At 57.5% G+C, this 16,548-nt stretch carries 17 protein-coding genes, 3 tRNA genes and 1 rRNA gene; 13 read left to right on the plus strand and 8 right to left on the minus strand.

What is annotated here, in order from left to right; translation table 11 throughout:
- Nucleotides 1-103 (plus strand): 5S ribosomal RNA (gene rrf / locus NH344_RS11160); the annotation flags it as partial.
- Between the two features lie 140 nt (nt 104-243).
- Here rrf and hisC read toward each other — a convergent pair.
- Nucleotides 244-1,305, minus strand: coding sequence for a histidinol-phosphate transaminase (hisC, locus tag NH344_RS11165; RefSeq protein WP_082051480.1), 1,062 nt, complete (start codon nt 1,303-1,305; stop codon nt 244-246).
- A gap of 192 nt (nt 1,306-1,497) precedes the next feature.
- Here hisC and NH344_RS11170 point away from each other — a divergent pair, with 192 nt between their 5' ends.
- The 4 genes from NH344_RS11170 to mnmH all read left to right on the plus strand — a co-directional run bounded on the left by NH344_RS11170 (nt 1,498) and on the right by mnmH (nt 5,568).
- The gene (locus NH344_RS11170) at nt 1,498-1,947 is read left to right on the plus strand and encodes a copper resistance protein NlpE N-terminal domain-containing protein (protein WP_044630451.1); all 450 of its coding nucleotides are present in this window, start codon (nt 1,498-1,500) and stop codon (nt 1,945-1,947) included.
- A gap of 93 nt (nt 1,948-2,040) precedes the next feature.
- Nucleotides 2,041-3,411: a DNA repair protein RadA gene (gene radA, locus NH344_RS11175; protein ID WP_044630452.1), complete on the plus strand. Its 1,371-nt coding sequence runs from the start codon at nt 2,041-2,043 to the stop codon at nt 3,409-3,411.
- A 34-nt stretch (nt 3,412-3,445) separates the two neighbouring features.
- Nucleotides 3,446-4,483 (plus strand): selenide, water dikinase SelD, encoded by a 1,038-nt coding sequence (gene selD / locus NH344_RS11180; RefSeq protein ID WP_052509969.1) that lies wholly within the window; start codon nt 3,446-3,448, stop codon nt 4,481-4,483.
- Nucleotides 4,480-5,568, plus strand: a complete 1,089-nt coding sequence (gene mnmH, locus NH344_RS11185) for a tRNA 2-selenouridine(34) synthase MnmH (RefSeq protein ID WP_044630454.1) — start codon at nt 4,480-4,482, stop codon at nt 5,566-5,568. Before selD ends, mnmH begins: the two co-directional genes overlap by 4 nt.
- 19 nt (nt 5,569-5,587) lie before the next feature.
- On the opposite strand, the gene NH344_RS11190 is transcribed toward mnmH, so the two are convergent.
- Nucleotides 5,588-6,280, minus strand: a complete 693-nt coding sequence (locus NH344_RS11190) for a type 1 glutamine amidotransferase (RefSeq protein WP_253027912.1) — start codon at nt 6,278-6,280, stop codon at nt 5,588-5,590.
- 155 nt (nt 6,281-6,435) lie between these two features.
- On the opposite strand from NH344_RS11190, the gene NH344_RS11195 reads away from it, so the two are divergent.
- Nucleotides 6,436-7,044 (plus strand): YjaG family protein, encoded by a 609-nt coding sequence (locus tag NH344_RS11195; RefSeq protein ID WP_058577847.1) that lies wholly within the window; start codon nt 6,436-6,438, stop codon nt 7,042-7,044.
- Nucleotides 7,045-7,071: 27 nt separating this feature from the next.
- On the opposite strand, the gene hisF is transcribed toward NH344_RS11195, so the two are convergent.
- The 4 genes from hisF to hisB all read right to left on the minus strand — a co-directional run bounded on the left by hisF (nt 7,072) and on the right by hisB (nt 9,914).
- The gene (hisF, locus tag NH344_RS11200) at nt 7,072-7,845 is read right to left on the minus strand and encodes an imidazole glycerol phosphate synthase subunit HisF (RefSeq protein WP_253027913.1); all 774 of its coding nucleotides are present in this window, start codon (nt 7,843-7,845) and stop codon (nt 7,072-7,074) included.
- Entirely contained in the window at nt 7,842-8,588 is a 747-nt protein-coding gene (gene hisA / locus NH344_RS11205) for a 1-(5-phosphoribosyl)-5-[(5-phosphoribosylamino)methylideneamino]imidazole-4-carboxamide isomerase (protein ID WP_172514890.1), read from the minus strand. Before hisA ends, hisF begins: the two co-directional genes overlap by 4 nt.
- Nucleotides 8,589-8,599: 11 nt before the next feature.
- Complete coding sequence (gene hisH, locus NH344_RS11210) at nt 8,600-9,241, minus strand: imidazole glycerol phosphate synthase subunit HisH (RefSeq protein ID WP_044630459.1); 642 nt, start codon at nt 9,239-9,241, stop codon at nt 8,600-8,602.
- Between the two features lie 79 nt (nt 9,242-9,320).
- Nucleotides 9,321-9,914, minus strand: a complete 594-nt coding sequence (gene hisB / locus NH344_RS11215; RefSeq protein ID WP_044630460.1) for an imidazoleglycerol-phosphate dehydratase HisB — start codon at nt 9,912-9,914, stop codon at nt 9,321-9,323.
- Between the two features lie 173 nt (nt 9,915-10,087).
- Between hisB and NH344_RS11220 the strand changes: the two genes are divergently transcribed.
- From NH344_RS11220 to NH344_RS11250, 7 genes are all read left to right on the plus strand, one after another.
- Entirely contained in the window at nt 10,088-10,570 is a 483-nt protein-coding gene (locus NH344_RS11220) for an acetyl-CoA sensor PanZ family protein (RefSeq protein ID WP_044630461.1), read from the plus strand.
- The gene (locus tag NH344_RS11225; RefSeq protein WP_044630462.1) at nt 10,570-12,903 is read left to right on the plus strand and encodes an AsmA family protein; all 2,334 of its coding nucleotides are present in this window, start codon (nt 10,570-10,572) and stop codon (nt 12,901-12,903) included. Before NH344_RS11220 ends, NH344_RS11225 begins: the two co-directional genes overlap by 1 nt.
- Before the next feature lie 103 nt (nt 12,904-13,006).
- Nucleotides 13,007-14,104: an A/G-specific adenine glycosylase gene (gene mutY / locus NH344_RS11230; protein ID WP_058577851.1), complete on the plus strand. Its 1,098-nt coding sequence runs from the start codon at nt 13,007-13,009 to the stop codon at nt 14,102-14,104.
- A gap of 51 nt (nt 14,105-14,155) precedes the next feature.
- Nucleotides 14,156-14,431 carry an oxidative damage protection protein gene (locus NH344_RS11235; protein ID WP_044630464.1) on the plus strand — a complete coding sequence of 92 codons (276 nt, stop codon included), beginning with the start codon at nt 14,156-14,158 and terminating at the stop codon, nt 14,429-14,431.
- A gap of 152 nt (nt 14,432-14,583) precedes the next feature.
- Nucleotides 14,584-14,659: transfer RNA gene (locus NH344_RS11240), tRNA-Phe, on the plus strand.
- A gap of 6 nt (nt 14,660-14,665) precedes the next feature.
- Nucleotides 14,666-14,740 (plus strand) — tRNA-Gln (locus NH344_RS11245).
- A gap of 72 nt (nt 14,741-14,812) precedes the next feature.
- A tRNA-Thr gene (locus tag NH344_RS11250) sits at nt 14,813-14,888 on the plus strand.
- Between the two features lie 605 nt (nt 14,889-15,493).
- Here the strand turns inward: NH344_RS11250 and NH344_RS11255 are convergent.
- Both NH344_RS11255 and NH344_RS11260 read right to left on the minus strand, forming a co-directional pair.
- Nucleotides 15,494-15,964, minus strand: a complete 471-nt coding sequence (locus tag NH344_RS11255; protein ID WP_044630465.1) for a phosphate-starvation-inducible PsiE family protein — start codon at nt 15,962-15,964, stop codon at nt 15,494-15,496.
- 28 nt (nt 15,965-15,992) lie between these two features.
- Nucleotides 15,993-16,487 carry a PAS domain-containing protein gene (locus tag NH344_RS11260; protein ID WP_197746130.1) on the minus strand — a complete coding sequence of 165 codons (495 nt, stop codon included), beginning with the start codon at nt 16,485-16,487 and terminating at the stop codon, nt 15,993-15,995.
- Between the last annotated feature and the right edge of the window lie 61 nt (nt 16,488-16,548).

Consider the following 16,548-nt stretch of genomic DNA (forward strand, 5'->3'; position numbering starts at 1 on the left):
GCGAGCGTGAACCACCTGATCCCATGCCGAACTCAGCAGTGAAACCGCTTAGCGCCGATGGTAGTGTGGGGTCTCCCCATGCGAGAGTAGGTCATCGTCAGGCACTTATACCGCAAAAAACCCAGCCCATCGGCTGGGTTTTTTGTTGCGCCGAAGAAAATTGCCGAAAAGATCAAGTGAAATAAAAACCCAGCCATTTGGCTGGGTTTTTGCATTTAAGCACTCAGAGAACTGGATAATCCATTAACCGGAGAGTGACTCTAGGGCTTCAATGAAGCTATCCATCTCATCGTCGGTGCCGATGGAAATACGCAGGAAGTTGTTGAGTAGGTTGGTATTGAAGTGGCGTACCAAAATGCCTCGCTCCCGAAGGCCCGCAAACAGCTGCGCACCGGCAAAGTCAGGGTGCTGAGCCAGCAGGAAGTTGGCTTTTGAGGGCAGTACCTCAAAGCCCAGCCCTTCCAGCCGTTGGCGGGTTCGCTCACGGGTAGTAATGACGTTGTCCCGGCAGGCGTTGAAGTGCTGGGTATCTTTCAGTGCCTCAATACCGACCACACTGGCTAGGCTATCGACCGGATAGGAGTTAAACGAATCTTTTACCCGCTGTAAGCCTTCGATTAGCTCAGGGGAGCCAATCGCGTAGCCTAGACGTAAGCCCGCCAGACTGCGTGACTTGGAAAAGGTACCGGTGACCAGCAGGTTCGGATAACGCTCGACCAGTGCCACCGTGCTCTCTGCGCCAAAATCGACGTAGGCTTCATCGATCAACACCACGCGATCCGCCACACGTTTCAGCAGTGCTTCGATGCTCTCAAGGGAGTGAGCGTGGCCAGTAGGCGCATTGGGGTTGGCAAAAATCACCCCGCTACGTTCGGAATCGTTGGCAAGCGCATCCAGGTCGACTTCCCATTGATTGTTAAGCGGATGCTTGCGCAGTTCCACGCCATACAGGTTGGCATACACCGGGTAGAAGCTGTAAGTAATCGACGGTACATCCAGCGGTGCCCCATGGCAGAAGAACGCCTGGAACGCGAACGCCAGCACTTCGTCAGAACCATTGCCAACAAAGGTTTCTGCTACGCTTACACCATACGTGTCTGCCAAGGTTTCACGCAGGGCCAAGGACGTCGGATCAGGATAGAGACGCAAATGATCAACTGCATAGTTGCGTAGTGCCTCGCTGACACCAGGGGCAGGTGGGTACGGGTTCTCGTTTGTATTGAGTTTGATAACGCGTTCACGGGGCTGCTCGCCTGGCACGTAAGGGGTAAGCTCCCTAACGGCTGGGCTCCAATATTGGCTCATAAGGGTAACCTGATTATCCTAGCGGTAATGGCACCATGGTCGCCTGATGGCCGCTAGAGCGCAAGCATTCCCATGCAGGCTAGGTGAGAACTTACTTCTACGTCAGAGGGGGTGGGCGTCGCACCTTGTAGCGGTTATGCTGTCATAAGCGCGCGAAAGAAATGTATGTCCAACACGATAAGGAGACACCCAATGCAATTCAGGAGTTTGCTAGCCGGTTCGGCTATGTTGGCACTGTTGGCGGGCTGCGCAGCTGGCCCAACGGATCAGCGCGAAGATGCAGGCATGACCGCATCACAGGCTAACTACCAAGGCACTCTGCCTTGCCGTAACTGTGACGGCATTGACCTGGATGTAACGTTGGTGGGAGAAGAGATGAGCGCCCCGGAAGAGCGGACGTTCACGCTGGATGCGACTTACCGTAATCACCCCCAGACTCCGCCGGATGAAAACTATGCCGGTAACTGGGAAGTGCTGACTGGTACGCCCTCTGACCCCGATGCCACGGTATATGAGCTAACGCCGAACGGCGACGGCCAAATCTACTACTTCCAGCGTATTGATGAACGTACCCTGGAGCTAATCGACCCTGAGCGCCGCCGTTTCGAAAATGGCGAGATGCTGCAGTTACAGCGTCAGTAATCCAATACGCGACGCTCAAAGGCGGCCACTGGCCGCCTTTTGCATTTCTGCCCACTATATCAACGTGGCGCGATAGACAGGAGCAACAAGGCGGTGGCAAAAGCAAAAAGTGCCTTTGTCTGTACTGAATGTGGTGCAGAGTACCGTAAATGGCAGGGCCAGTGTACGAGCTGCCAAGAGTGGAACACGCTAACGGAGGTCAAGCTGGCAAGCGCTCGGCCCGGTAGCGGCACCACTACCGGGCGCGCCGGGTACGCAGGCGATCTATCACGAGATGTAGTCGACCTCAGTAATGTCGATTTAAGCGAGGTGCCAAGGCTGAGCTCCACCTTTGCAGAGTTTGACCGCGTGCTAGGCGGCGGCTTGGTGCCGGGCTCCGCCGTTTTGTTGGGTGGCAACCCAGGGGCTGGTAAATCGACGCTGCTGCTACAAACTGCCTGTAAGCTTGCCCAGCAGCGGCGTATTCTCTACGTCACGGGGGAGGAGTCGCTTTCCCAGGTGGCTATGCGCGCCCACCGCCTGCAGCTACCCACTAACGGGCTGAAGATGCTAGCGGAAACCAGCGTAGAGACCATTCTAGCGGTGGCCGAGCGGGAGAAGCCGGAAATATTGGTCATCGACTCCATTCAGACCATGCACTTGGAAGATATCAGTTCTGCCCCTGGCGGCGTTGCCCAGGTACGCGAATCCGCTGCCGCGCTTACCCGCTTTGCCAAGCAGACTAATACCGTGCTGCTGCTGGTGGGCCACGTCACCAAGGATGGCACCCTTGCGGGTCCCAAAGTGCTAGAGCATATGATTGACGCCTCGCTGCTGCTGGAAGGCGGTGCCGACTCCCGCTTTCGGACGCTGCGTGGGCAGAAGAACCGCTTTGGCGCGGTCAATGAGTTGGGCGTATTCGCCATGCTGGAGCAGGGGCTGAAAGAGGTGAAAAACCCCAGCGCGATATTTCTTTCGCGTCAAGAGGAGCAAGCGCCGGGCAGTCTCGTCATGGTGGTGTGGGAAGGTACGCGACCCATACTGGTAGAAGTACAGGCGTTAGTGGATGAGTCAGCGCTGGGCAATCCCCGCCGTGTGGCTGTGGGGGTCGATCAAAACCGCCTCGCCATGCTATTAGCCGTTCTTAACCGTCACGGCGGACTGTTTACCGGCGATCAGGATGTATTTCTTAACGTGGTGGGCGGTGTCAAAGTGCTGGAAACCAGCGCCGACCTCGCCGTGCTCTTGGCGGTCGTGTCGAGTCTGCAAAACCGCGCTTTACCGAAAGAGCTGGTCGTGTTTGGCGAAGTGGGTTTGTCCGGTGAGATACGCCCGGTACCCAGTGGGCAGGAGCGTATTGCAGAAGCGGCCAAACACGGTTTTCTTCGCGCTATCGTACCGCGTGCCAACGCCCCTAAGCAGGCACCCAAAGGCATGGAAGTGATCCCCGTGGATAAATTGAGCGATGCGCTAGAAGCGCTGTAACTTCGGCTATGCTTATCTAAAAAGGAGAGGGATGATGAGTTCGATTCGATTAACCCAATATAGCCACGGAGCGGGCTGCGGCTGCAAAATCGCCCCGGACGTACTCGATGGCATTCTCGCCAAGGCCGGACCGGCAGCCGGGCATCAGCGGCTGATCGTGGGCAACCAGGGGCGTGAAGACGCCGCCGTATACGATCTCGGCGACGGTCGCAGCATGATTGCCACCACCGACTTTTTCATGCCTATTGTCGATGACCCTTTTGATTTTGGCCGTATTGCCGCGACCAACGCCATTAGCGATGTGTACGCCATGGGTGGCACACCGGTCATGGCACTGGGCATTTTAGGCTGGCCGCTGGATAAACTTGGCCCAGAAATCGCCGGTGATGTGGTGGCGGGTGCCCAGGCCGTTTGCCGTGAACTGGGCATTGCCCTGGCCGGCGGTCACTCCATTGATGCCCCTGAGCCGATGTTTGGTTTAGCAGTGAACGGGCTGGTCGATCTTGAGCACTTAAAACTCAACAGCCAAGCTAAGCCCGGCGACCTGCTGTTTCTCACTAAACCGTTGGGCGTCGGGCTATTAACCACAGCGGAAAAGCGCGGCTTGCTAGAAGCCGGGCATCATGGCCTAGCCCGTGAAACCATGCTCAAACCCAACACCATTGGTATCGCGCTCTCCAAAGTGAAGGGCGTCAACGCCATGACGGATGTTACCGGCTTTGGTTTGGCAGGGCATCTCACCGAAATGTGCAGTGCCAGCGGTGTGATGGCGCAGATTGATTTCCGCCGTCTGCCCCGGTTAGCTGAAGCGGAAGGCTATCGCCGCCAAGGTGCCGTGCCCGGCGGCACCGTACGCAATCGCGACGCCCTGGGTAGCGCGCTGCCCGTCATGGATGAAGCCCACTGGCAGTGGCTCTGCGACCCGCAAACTTCTGGCGGGCTGCTGATTAGCGTAGACCCCGCATGGGAAGATGACGTTGAGCGTATTGGTCGTGAGTACGGCCTAACGTTGGAGCCGTTCGGTACCCTAAAAGCACCCCAGGGAGACGCTAAAATCGAGGTTATTGGATGACCCTGCCGACCACGCCTGCGTCCCTTAAGGTGATTGCGTCAAACACGCCGCTGATTGATGTACGCGCCCCGGTAGAGTTTGCCCAAGGCAGCCTGCCGGGGGCGGTCAACCTACCGCTGATGGTGGATGAAGAGCGCCACCAGGTAGGCATTGCCTACAAGCAGCAGGGCCAGCAAGCCGCCATCGCGCTGGGTGAGCGGCTGGTCAGCGGTGAAATAAAGCAAGCGCGTGTCGCCGCTTGGCAGGCCTACTTAGCCCAGCACCCGGATGCGAGTATCTACTGCTTTCGCGGCGGTCTGCGCTCGCAAATTGCCCAGCAGTGGCTTGTCGATGCAGGGCTTCATCGCCCACGCATTGAAGGCGGCTGGAAAGCGCTACGCCAGCAGCTCTGCCAACGGATTGACGAAGCCGCGCAGCAGCCTATGCTGGTGGTGGCAGGGCTCACCGGCTGCGCTAAGACGAAGCTGATTAACCAACTGCCCAACGGCATTGATTTGGAAGCCTGCGCCAATCATAAAGGTTCTGCTTTTGGGCGGCAGCCCGACGAACCCACCACCCAAATCGATTTTGAGCACGCGCTGGGCCAGCGTTTGATTGGGCAGCCGGGTAAGCTTGTGTTGGAAGATGAGTCCCGACAGATTGGCAATGCCAATCTCCCGCTCGATTTTTGGCATGCCCTACAGCAAGCGCCGCGTATTCGTATCGAAATGCCGCTAGATTGGCGGCTAGATCAGCTACGCCGCGACTATATCGAAGCGCTAGAGCAGGGTTACGCCGCTCGCTTTGGCCCAGAGGAAGGGTGGCAGCGCATGCAGCGTCAACTGGCGAGCGCGTTAGAGCGGCTGGCAAAACGCCTGGGCAATGCCCGGCTACAGCGTTTGCAACGTATGCAGGCCATGGCTTTCCGTGCCCATGCCGCCGGGGATATCCAAGCCCATGAGGCGTGGCTTGCCCCGCTGCTGACCGAATATTACGACCCGCTCTACCGTTACCACTTGGAGAAACAGCAGGGAAACCGGCCCACAGAACTTCATATAGGCGATTGGGAGAGCTGTCTCGCCGCTGCCAAACAGTGGAGTGCTTAGCGGCGGCAGGTGGTGGGGGTTAAGCGCGTTTCAGCCACTGGGCCATGACGCGATCTAACAGCGGTGCCAAGCGCTGAAAGCGCGTGGGGTCTTCCAGTATCTGCTCATCGGTTTGCACAAAGTGCCCGCTGGAAGGGCTTTTCGCCGTGGGCCGCTCGTTGGCGTTCAGCAGCGGTGCTACGCTGGCCAGGGTCGTTTCAAAGTGGCATAGCAGGCCCGCCACGCGGCCTGCGTCCCAGCTAAACCCTTGCAGCGGGGAGGCGGCACTGCCGCCTAATGGTAGCGCGCCATCGGGTAGGCTAAACACCAGGCGGTGCCACATAAAGGCCTCAAACTGCTCGGGTAGGTCGAAGGTGCTTTCCGAGGCTAGAGTGACGGTATGCCAGCCGGTTTCGGGGTAGGTGCCAGGGGCGACGACCGCCTCAAGCGCTTCCGCGATCCATAGCGCCCCTAGACCAATGCCCAGAATAGGTTTTTGGCCGTCCAAGTAGCGATTGATCAGTTTGCGCTCCGCTTTATGCCAAGCGGGCGGTTCGCTCAACAGGGCTTCGGGGCCATCTAGCACGATGAGCGCATCGCACTCCCCAGGGCGAGGCGTGAGTTCGCCCGCGTAGAGGTGAAAAACGGTGTAACTATGGCCCATACTCTCAAGCCAGTCGGTCAGACGGGCGGGGCCATGGTCAGGGCCGTGCTGTAGCAGATGAATATGCATGGTAATCTCCTCGCCGGCCGAGCACATCAAACGCCGCGGGGGTCGCCCGCCGCGTGGGTGCGACGATAACGCATCGCGTTCATTTCACCAACACAGTTTCACAGACTCAGTTTCATAGACTCAGTTTCACAAACCTAGTGACCCAGGAAATCAGCATGGTGGCTAAACCCCAAGGATTTTATCAGCGGCTTCAACTGCTGCCGCTGCCCGCCCAGCAAGCATTTATGGCAGCGCTGTGCGAGCGGCTGTTACCCAACTACGCCCTTTATGAGCAAACCAGCGGCCATGGCGATGGGCACACCCTGCGCACTGTGCTGAATCTTGTATGGGAGCGCCTTAGCGTACCCAACGCCAGCATCGACTTTGCCCGCCAAGCGGAAAAGCTGGCCGAATGCGAGCCGCCGGAGGGCGATGAGAGCTTCGGCGCACGTCGGGCGCTGGATGCGGTCGTGTCAATCTCTGCGTTACTCGATACGCTGCAAGGCGAATCCCCCGAAGCCGTGCTGGATGTCAGCCGCACCTCGCGGGCTGGTGTGCGGGCGTTTATCGAACTCACCGAAGGGGAAGTGGACGCTCAAGCATTGGCGCTGCTCATTCGCGACCATCCGCTGATGGAAGACGAAAACGACTTCCAAGATGCGGTTCTGGAAGCGGTCAGCGGGTCGATCAATAAAACAACACTCAAAGAGATTCGCACGCTTGGGCGCAATAACGGCATTAGTAATTTGGGGCTAACACTGGATGAGGAAGCCGGGGCAGAGTAACTGCCCCAGCCTAAAACGTCGCGCGGCTTATAAACGCATCTCGATGCCGCGCTCGGCCATATAGCGTTTTGCTTCTGGAATGGTGTACTCGCCAAAGTGGAAGATACTCGCCGCCAGCACCGCATCGGCACCGCCTTTAAGCACGCCATCCACCAAGTGATCTAAATTGCCGACGCCGCCGGAAGCAATCACCGGCACACTCACCGCCTCAGAAATGGCATGGGTGACACCCAGATCAAAGCCAATCTTAGTGCCGTCACGATCCATACTGGTGAGCAGCAGCTCGCCTGCGCCAAACTCGACCATTTTCTTGGCCCACTCCACCGCATCCAGGCCGGTGGGGCGACGGCCGCCGTGGGTGAAAATCTCCCAGCGGTCAGGCTCGCCTTCCTTAGACACTTTTTTAGCGTCAATCGCCACCACAATGCACTGGCTGCCAAAACGCTCGGCGGCTTCACGCACAAATTCGGGGTTCGTCACCGCCGCGGTGTTGATCGAGACCTTATCCGCCCCAGCGTTCAGCATGGTGCGGATATCGTCGCAGGTACGAATGCCGCCTCCCACGGTTAAGGGAATAAACACCTCACCCGCAATACGCTCGACCATATCCACCGTGGTGGCGCGGTCTTCGTGGCTCGCGGTGATATCAAGAAAGGTGATTTCATCGGCACCCTGCTGGTTATAGCGCTGAGCGATCTCCACCGGGTCGCCCGCGTCACGAATACCCACAAAGTTAACGCCTTTCACCACGCGCCCGGCATCCACATCCAGGCAGGGGATAATGCGTTTGGCTAAGCTCATTCGCTACCTCCACTCAACTGATCGCTTAAGCGCTGGGCTTCAGCGACATCCAGGCTGCCTTCGTAAATCGCCCGTCCGGTAATTGCGCCCAAAATGCCGCTATCGGCGACATCGCACAGGGCACGAATATCGTCCAGATTGGTTACGCCGCCGGAGGCGATCACCGGTAGGCCGCCTTCGCGGGCCAGTGCGGCGGTGGCTTCCACATTGACACCCTGCATCATGCCGTCGCGGGCAATATCGGTGTACACAATGCTGGAAACACCGTCGTTAGCGAAGCGCTTGGCAAGCTCGGTAGCTTTGACGGTGGAGACTTCTGCCCAGCCATCGGTGGCCACATAGCCATCTTTGGCATCCAGGCCAACAATAATGTGGCCAGGGAAGGCGCGGCACATGTCACCCACAAACTCAGGCTCTTTGACCGCTTTGGTACCGATGATCACGTAAGAAACACCGGCGCTGAGGTAGTGTTCAATCGTCTCTGCCGAGCGGATGCCACCGCCAATTTGAATCGGCAGGTTCGGGTAAGCGCGGGCAATGGCGGTGACCGCCTCACCGTTCACCGGCTTGCCTTCAAAGGCACCGTTCAAATCCACTAGGTGCAAACGGCGCGCGCCTGCTTCTACCCAGCGCGCGGCCATGGCCACCGGGTCGTCGCCGTAGGAGGTCGCATCGTCCATGCGGCCCTGCTTTAAGCGCACACACTGGCCGTCTTTGAGATCGATCGCGGGAATTACCAACATAGTGAAACCTCTCAGGGCGTCCAGGTGACAAAATTTTCCAGCAGGCGCAGGCCCGCACGGGAGCTTTTTTCCGGGTGGAACTGCACGGCAAAGGTGGCATCGCGGCCAATCGCCACGTGAGCGCTCACACTGCCGTACTGGGTGGTGCCGAATACCTGGGCATCGTCGGCGGCATTGACGTAATAGCTGTGCACGAAATAGAAGTGCTCATGATTATCGATGCCTGCCCAGAGCGGGTGGTCGTGGTGTTGATTCACCAGGTTCCAACCCATGTGCGGTACTTTCAAGCGCTGCTCTTGCGCGTCGCGCATATTGGCCGGGAAGCGGTCTACGCTGCCTTGGAAAAACCCCAAACAGTCCACGCCGCCATTCTCTTCGCTGCGCTCCATCAGCATCTGCTGGCCCACGCAAATGCCCAGCAGCGGTTTGGCTTGGCGGGTTAACACGTCATCCACTAGGCCGCGCAGTTCGGTGCGTTCGAGTTCGCCAACGCAGTCACGAATCGCCCCTTGGCCCGGCAGCACTAGACGGGTAGCGCCCAGAATACGCCGTGGGTCGCGGGTGATGATCACATTCTCATGGGTGACGTGCTCAAGCGCTTTAGCCACGGAGTGTAGGTTGCCCATTCCATAATCGATTACCGCAATGGTCATGAAGCGCTCCTTAAGGTCGTGGGCGATAGATTCGTAGGCGAGAGGCGTGCCGTTACGCCGCTAACCGCAACGATCGGCATTATAAGCTGCCTTTGGTAGAGGGCATTTGCCCAGCCATGCGCGGGTCTTCCGCAACGGCCATACGCAGTGCGCGGCCAAAGGCTTTGAAAATGGTTTCGGCCTGATGGTGAGCATTAAAGCCTTTTACGTTGTCGATATGCAGCGTCACTCGAGCATGGTTCACAAAGCCTTGGAAAAATTCCCAGAACAGCTGCGTATCCATACTGCCAATGGTATCGCGGGTGAACTCGACATTCATATAAAGGCCGGGGCGGCCGGAGAAATCAATCACTACCCGAGAGAGCGCCTCATCCAGCGGCACATAAGCGTGGCCGTAGCGGTAGATGCCGCGCTTATCGCCAATGGCCTCGTTGAATGCCTGGCCCAGGGTGATGCCCAAATCTTCAACGGTGTGGTGGTCGTCGATATGCAGGTCGCCTTTGGCATGAATATCGAGATCTACCATCCCATGCCGAGCCACTTGATCCAGCATGTGGTCTAGAAACGGAACGCCAGTTTCACAGTTCAAGCGGCCTTCGCCGTCAAGGTTGACGCTGACCGTAATCTGCGTTTCGTTGGTGTCACGGCTTACCGTGGCAATACGCGCTGACATGTTGCATCTCCTGCGCCGGGGCGCACTCTGAGGAATAATCGGCGGGCAGCAACTGCGGCCAAAACAACCATTATAGAGAATCGGCGCCCCCATCCGCTACAATGCGGGGAATGTCGCCGCTGTTTGCGGCGCTAACATAGCAGCCTAGCTGCGTTGGCAACGAGGATTTCACCATGCCGGTGACACTGCAATATGTCGACCAGGCCCGTTGGGAAGCAGAAGAGCAGGTGCGCATCGACTTAGTGCGCATATATGAAGACGCGCCCCAAGAGCGCATGCCCACTCCCACGGTTTTGCCATTTATCGAACAGCATTTAAAGGAACAGCAATTTTTTGCCTGTGCCCACTTCAATGACCGCCTGTTAGGCGCGGTGGCGGTGCAAGAAGCCGACGACCGCGCCTGGTGGCTGTCTGAGCTATGCGTGCGTAAAACTACGCGTCGTCGCGGTGTCGGCTCACGGCTGATGGCGCTAGTGGGCGAGCAAGCCAAGCAAGATGGCCGCGTACTGCGTATTGCTACCACCACTCTGCCGCTGGCAGACCGAGTACTGCTATCGAAATTAGGCTTTCGACCCGTTGCCGAGACCTCGTCTTCTGCCCCGGACCTGCCGGCGACCAGTGATTTTGTTGAGCTAGACCCACAAGGAAAAGGGTAATGAAACAGCTATTACGTATTTTGCTGGCCGCCATAGGCATTTTAGCCATTGTGGCAGTGGCCGCCGTGGTGTACGTCACCACCTTTTTAGACCCAGAAGACTTCAAACCACGCTTAACCGCTGTGGTCGAGGAGCAAACCGGCCTGAACTTAGCTCTGGAAGGCCCGATTACCTGGTCGTTTTACCCTCGTATTGGTGTCAGCGTTGAGCAGGCGCGCGCCTGGCTGCCTGATCAAGCACAAGATGAAACCGCCTTCGCCGCCATTAACCGTGCTGAAGTGAGCGTTGCCTTTGCTCCGCTGCTGCGCGGAGAGATTGCCGTGGATGGCCTGACGCTGGATGGCATGCGCCTCAATTTGGAGAAGAACGCTGAAGGCGAGGGCAACTGGCAGCCGCTGTTGGAGCGACTCTCTGAGCACAACAACGAATCCGCTGAAACCGTGCTAGCTCCGGCAAGTGCTGGCCCCAATGCCGATGCAGGCAGCCTCTCGGTGGTATTAAGCATCGCCAGCGTCGAAGTAAAAAATGCTGATATTCGTTACCGCGATGAGCAGAATCAAGCGCTCTGGCGGGTTCAGCCGCTGAATATTTCAGGCACCAATGTGAATCCGGTACGCTCCTTCCCGCTAAAAGCCATGTTCACGCTTACTAAGCATGACCGGCTGGATGCCGAAGAGCTTGAGCGCGCGCCAAACATGACCAGCGAGGTAAATCTTGAAACACGCCTGCGGCTTGGCCTAGAAGATGAACAGATCATCTTTGAAAACACCCAGCTAACCACGCATACCCGTCAGGGAGAAGCGAGCGAACCGCAGCAGCTCAGCTTAAAAGCGGCTGAAATTGTTGCCCGTTTAGCTGAGCAACAACTAAGCGTTACCGAAGGCGTGCTGGAAGCTGGGCTGCGCCACCCAGAAAACTGGCAAGGCAGTCTTGCCGTTGCCCTAGCATTTGGCCTGGAAACCGATTTTGCCGCCCAAACCGCGCAGCTTAAAGAGGTTCAGCTCACCGGGCCGGACGGCCTGCGTGTAAGCGGCCACTTGAATGTCGAGCAACTGCTGGACGCGCCGCAGTACAGCGGGCAACTGACCGCCGCGCCGTTTACGCTGCGGCCTTGGATTTCCCGCACGGGTGTGAAGCTCAATACTGCCAGCGAAGCCGCACTTAGCGATGTCGCGCTCACCAGCCCCATCGAAGGCAGCTTGAAGCGTATCTCCCTGCCGCGCCTCTCGCTGGTGGTAGATGACAGCACCTTTACCGGCGATATTGCCGCCGCGCTGGATGGTACCCAGCTCTCCTTCAACCTAGAAGGCGATACGCTCAATCTGGATCACTACCTGCCTGGCCCCGAAACCGCGCAGCAAGCCAGCCGTGGCCTGCTGCGTAAAGCCTTTGCTCAAACCAGCGGAACGCTGCTGCCCCAGGCATGGTTAAGTACGCTCACCCTTCAGGGCGATTTGAGCGTCGACCAACTGCTACTGGCTGGGCTGACTTTTGACGATACTCAGCTGGCGCTGCGCGGTGAAAACGGCAACCACCGCCTCACTGCCTTTGAGTCCCGTTTCTACGAAGGGGAGTTGAGCGCCACCGGCCAGCTGGATGCCACTGGTGATGTACTGGAGTGGCAGCTCTCGCCCAGCATTAGCAATGTGCAGGTAGCACCGTTAATCGAAACCTTCAGCGAAGAAGAGGCCCCGCTGCGCGGACGCTTCAATCTAGACGGCGCGCTGACTACCCAAGGCAACCGCCGCGATGTGCTCACCAGCAACCTCAACGGCGAATTAACCGCGCGGCTCAACGATGGCGCGATTCTACGCACCAACATCTCCCGAGAGATGTGCGAGCTGGTTGCTCAGCTAGAAGGCCAGCAGGTGGAGCGAGAATGGCACCCGGACACCCGCTTTGAGCGTTTTGAAGCCACCTTCCAGGTGCGCAACGGCGTGGTTGAAAGTGACGACTTGCTGATTACGCTACCGGGTATCAACGTGCAAGGGGAGGGCGACTTCAACCTCAATAGCCTCAACTTCACGACTCAAGCGAACGCACGGCTAGTGGATACCGCTGACGCCGCCTGCCAAGTCAACCCACGGCTTCAGCAGCTGTCGCTGCCGGTAAGCTGTGAAGGCCATGTAGGTGACGATAAAGCCCAGTGGTGCCGCTTCGACCGCACCGCCTTCGAAGCATCGGTGGTTGATCTGCTGCGTAACGAAGCCGGGAGCCGGGTAGAAGAAGAGCTAGAAGAGCGGATTGGTGAATCCATCGACCGCATTGATGAGCGCTTAGGCGAAGGCGCAGGCCAAGAGCTGCGTGACGGTATTCGTCGCCTGTTTAACTAACCAAAGACTGCTTAACGCCTAGCCGCGTTAATGCATCACGCACCGCACGCGCCGGCCTTACCGCCGGCGCTGTCGTTCATAGCGAGTGTTTTAAGGAATAACGATGGCCGATATGCCCACGCCGTGCCTACCGGCGGAAGAGTTTCAACACCGGCTGCTCACTTGGTTTAACAAGCATGGCCGCCACGACCTGCCTTGGCAGTCGCCGCGCAGCGCCTACCGGGTTTGGGTGTCTGAAATTATGCTGCAGCAAACCCAAGTGACTACAGTGATTCCCTACTTTGAGCGCTTTATGTCCCGCTTCCCCACGCTGGAAGCCCTGGCCACCGCGCCGCAAGATGACGTATTGCACCACTGGACGGGCCTGGGCTATTACGCCCGTGCCCGCAACCTGCACAAAGCGGCCCAGGTCGCCATGGAAGAGCACGGTGGCGAGCTACCCACCGAGAGCGTAGAAACGCTGATGGCGCTACCTGGTATTGGCCGCTCTACCGCTGGCGCGATTATCTCCCAAAGCACCGGCCGGCAGGCCGCTATTCTGGATGGCAATGTAAAGCGCTCGCTCACCCGTCTACACGCGGTAGCGGGCTGGCCGGGCAAGCCAGCAGTAGAACGCTCGCTGTGGGCGCTGGCCGAATACTTTACGCCCACCACACGGCTGGCGGATTACACCCAAGCCGTGATGGATTTTGGCGCGACACTGTGTAAGCGCAGCAAACCCGACTGTTTGATTTGTCCATTTAATGACGTATGCCGCGCCTACGCCCAAGGCGAGCCGCAGCGCTACCCAGAATCTAAGCCCAAAAAAGCCACCCCCACCCGCGAAACCATTATGTTGATGCTACGCGACCCACAAGGGCGCGTATGGCTAGAGCAGCGGCCACCTAGCGGCCTATGGGGCGGTTTATGGAGCCTGCCGCAGTTTGAGCGCCACAGCGAACTCAACGACTGGCTGGAAGACAACACCAAAGCCCCCGAGCGCCACGCTGCGCTGCCCAGCTTCACCCACACCTTCAGCCATTTTAAGCTGATGATTACGCCGCAGCCTGTTACCTGCAAACGAATCAGCGGCGTTCGCGAAAGCGGCGTATGGTATGACGTTAATCATCCGCCTGCGTTAGGCTTAGCGGCACCGGTTAAATCGCTGTTAAGCCAGTTGGCACCATTTACCCTAGACCCAACCCCAGGGCCTTCTTACTAACATCACAGGCTGACAGCCACCTACACACAACGTACTCAATAGGAGCACGCCATGAGCAACACGGTATTCTGCCGCAAGTATCAACAAGAGCTACCCGCGCTGCCGTTCCCGCCACTGCCGGGTAAGCAGGGCCAAGAGATTCAGGCCACGGTATCTAAAAAAGCGTGGGAAGAGTGGCAGGCGCTGCAAACCCGCCTGATCAATGAGAAGCACCTCAACATGCTGGAGCCAGAAGCACGCACCTATCTAATGGATCAGATGCAGCGCTTTCTAGATAACGAAACCACCGACCAAGCAGAAGGGTACGTGCCGCCCAGCCAGGCATAAACCTAGAAACGCAGCGCAAAGCCACGAATGGCGTGGCCTTTGCCACTTTTGGTTCAACGCCTGATGTGCCCTAAGCACGTGACTAGAAAGAAAGTTTCACAAAGGTGTTGACGAAAAGAGGAGCTTTTGGTTTAATACGCACCGTTGGCAAGGGCCAGATAGCTCAGTTGGTAGAGCAGGGGATTGAAAATCCCCGTGTCGGCGGTTCGATTCCGTCTCTGGCCACCACAACGTTGGGGTATCGCCAAGTGGTAAGGCACCGGTTTTTGGTATCGGCATTCCCAGGTTCGAATCCTGGTACCCCAGCCATTGCCAACAAGATTTCTTGTTGATTGGCTAGTCTAACGGCAACCCAATCAAGTTCTCAAGAAAATGCGAAGCGCCGACATAGCTCAGTTGGTAGAGCAACTGACTTGTAATCAGTAGGTCCCGGGTTCGACTCCTGGTGTCGGCACCACTTAAGTGGTTGAAAAGCAAAGCATTAGAGAATACAAAAGGCCACCCAAGCGGGTGGCCTTTTTTGTTGGGTCTATGGTGGGTATAGAAATACTGCAAGGTACTAGGCCTTCGATAAAAGTAAGGAAGACCTAGCCATTTCACAGCTGCACGAATTCCGGGACTCTGCGACCCCGTGTAGCGCTCAGGCCTGCTGGAAGAGCCTAGAGATTTTTTCTTGCCTGGGTGCTGCGGCTGGGATGGTCGTTGCCACCAAAGAAAAACGGTCTGCTTTCTGCTGGCTACGCACACCTGATCGCCACCCCCTATATACCTATTACCCTTCGAGAGCTTCAACGCGCCTGTAACATGGTGGTTGAAGCGTCGTTCTGGGGCGCAGGTCGGCGCTATAAATTGGGTGCTTACCTAGGGGGCCGGGAGTCTTAGATACCACCTCGCTTAATCGGCCACAAATGTCCCATCAGGCAGTTTGTGGCCGACAACTACCCCACCCAACCGGCCATTTTAATTGTCGCCAAGCGGCCAAAGTAGTTGGCAATAACTCGCCAGCGGTGCCACGACCTAGCATCGTGTCGATCGTCTAGACGATAAAGAGCCATGATCCAATCACTCGCTTATCCGGTCGTCGCGTTCACGCATGAGCCAATAGGTCAGACCTAAGGCCAGTATCATCCCCGCCAGGGCGGCCAGTTTGGCAGGATCAATGTCGGGGTCAAGGATGATGAACTTGCGGGCCAGTGCCAGGATCGCGATCAGAATGACGGTCTTGACCTGGATGATGCTTTCCTTACGCAGCGCCACTTTGACGATCGAATGCTTGAATTCCATCGCGATCAGGAGGGTCATGGTGGCACCGAATACCATCTGAAAAGCCTTATGATCCGTTGGATTCAGTGCATCCATGACGAGCAGCGTGAAGACGAGCCGAATCAACTGAATTAGCGACACCACGATGATGACGGCAATGACCGCCGACAGAACGAGAGCGACGACCTGCTCGAAGCGCTCGTAAAACGTCATCAACCGCCACTGGGAGCGCATCTCGTCAAGGGTCGTGTGGCCAGGTTCTTTATGCATAAGCGTTGCTCTCTCTTTCAATGAAACGTTAATGGAACGGGGAGTCCGAGCTGCCGTCCGGACGAAGACGGTATTGGTAAAGCATACCGGGAACGTGGCTGGCCAACTCTTCTCGCTGTCGGCGCATAGAGTTCAGCGCCTGCTCGACCCTCTTGAGATCGGTGATGTCCTCTACCGTCCCGTCTGCCGCTCTGGGCCGACCAGAGGCGTCGCCCTTGAATGTTGCCCGCAGGTGTATCCAGCGAACCTGCCCTCCGCTGACGATACGATACTGCAGATCAAGGGACTTTCCGCACATGGCAGCATCCCATGCCCTATCGAAGAGGGGGCGGTCTTCAGGGTGAATGCACTGCAGGAATCGCTCGAAGGCTATTGGCGCACCAACATCCAGGCCGAGCACGCGGCAGGCTTCATCGGAGCAAGTGAGGAGTTGCGAGCCAAGATCGAGATGCCAACTGCCAGAATGGGCATTCTGGTTAATCTGGTCGCCGTGTCGGGCTGAGATTTGAGGCGTCTCGTTCAAAGGTGACGCTCCTTAGGGGTGAAACAGAGGTTCCAAAGTTTCTGCAACTCGGAGCGCATTT

Source organism: Halomonas sp. Ps84H-12, assembly GCF_024124725.1.
GTDB classification, from domain to species: domain Bacteria; phylum Pseudomonadota; class Gammaproteobacteria; order Pseudomonadales; family Halomonadaceae; genus Vreelandella; species Vreelandella aquamarina.

What these genes read in the sequence shown, in the direction of transcription:
- hisC (WP_082051480.1), bottom strand. Translation starts at nt 1,305, where the DNA reads ATGAGCCAATATTGGAGCCCAGCCGTTAGGGAGCTTACCCCTTACGTG.
- NH344_RS11170 (WP_044630451.1), top strand. Translation starts at nt 1,498, where the DNA reads ATGCAATTCAGGAGTTTGCTAGCCGGTTCGGCTATGTTGGCACTGTTG.
- selD (WP_052509969.1), top strand. Translation starts at nt 3,446, where the DNA reads ATGAGTTCGATTCGATTAACCCAATATAGCCACGGAGCGGGCTGCGGC.
- mnmH (WP_044630454.1), top strand. Translation starts at nt 4,480, where the DNA reads ATGACCCTGCCGACCACGCCTGCGTCCCTTAAGGTGATTGCGTCAAAC.
- NH344_RS11190 (WP_253027912.1), bottom strand. Translation starts at nt 6,280, where the DNA reads ATGCATATTCATCTGCTACAGCACGGCCCTGACCATGGCCCCGCCCGT.
- NH344_RS11195 (WP_058577847.1), top strand. Translation starts at nt 6,436, where the DNA reads ATGGTGGCTAAACCCCAAGGATTTTATCAGCGGCTTCAACTGCTGCCG.
- hisF (WP_253027913.1), bottom strand. Translation starts at nt 7,845, where the DNA reads ATGAGCTTAGCCAAACGCATTATCCCCTGCCTGGATGTGGATGCCGGG.
- hisA (WP_172514890.1), bottom strand. Translation starts at nt 8,588, where the DNA reads ATGTTGGTAATTCCCGCGATCGATCTCAAAGACGGCCAGTGTGTGCGC.
- hisH (WP_044630459.1), bottom strand. Translation starts at nt 9,241, where the DNA reads ATGACCATTGCGGTAATCGATTATGGAATGGGCAACCTACACTCCGTG.
- hisB (WP_044630460.1), bottom strand. Translation starts at nt 9,914, where the DNA reads ATGTCAGCGCGTATTGCCACGGTAAGCCGTGACACCAACGAAACGCAG.
- NH344_RS11220 (WP_044630461.1), top strand. Translation starts at nt 10,088, where the DNA reads ATGCCGGTGACACTGCAATATGTCGACCAGGCCCGTTGGGAAGCAGAA.
- NH344_RS11225 (WP_044630462.1), top strand. Translation starts at nt 10,570, where the DNA reads ATGAAACAGCTATTACGTATTTTGCTGGCCGCCATAGGCATTTTAGCC.
- mutY (WP_058577851.1), top strand. Translation starts at nt 13,007, where the DNA reads ATGGCCGATATGCCCACGCCGTGCCTACCGGCGGAAGAGTTTCAACAC.
- NH344_RS11235 (WP_044630464.1), top strand. Translation starts at nt 14,156, where the DNA reads ATGAGCAACACGGTATTCTGCCGCAAGTATCAACAAGAGCTACCCGCG.
- NH344_RS11255 (WP_044630465.1), bottom strand. Translation starts at nt 15,964, where the DNA reads ATGCATAAAGAACCTGGCCACACGACCCTTGACGAGATGCGCTCCCAG.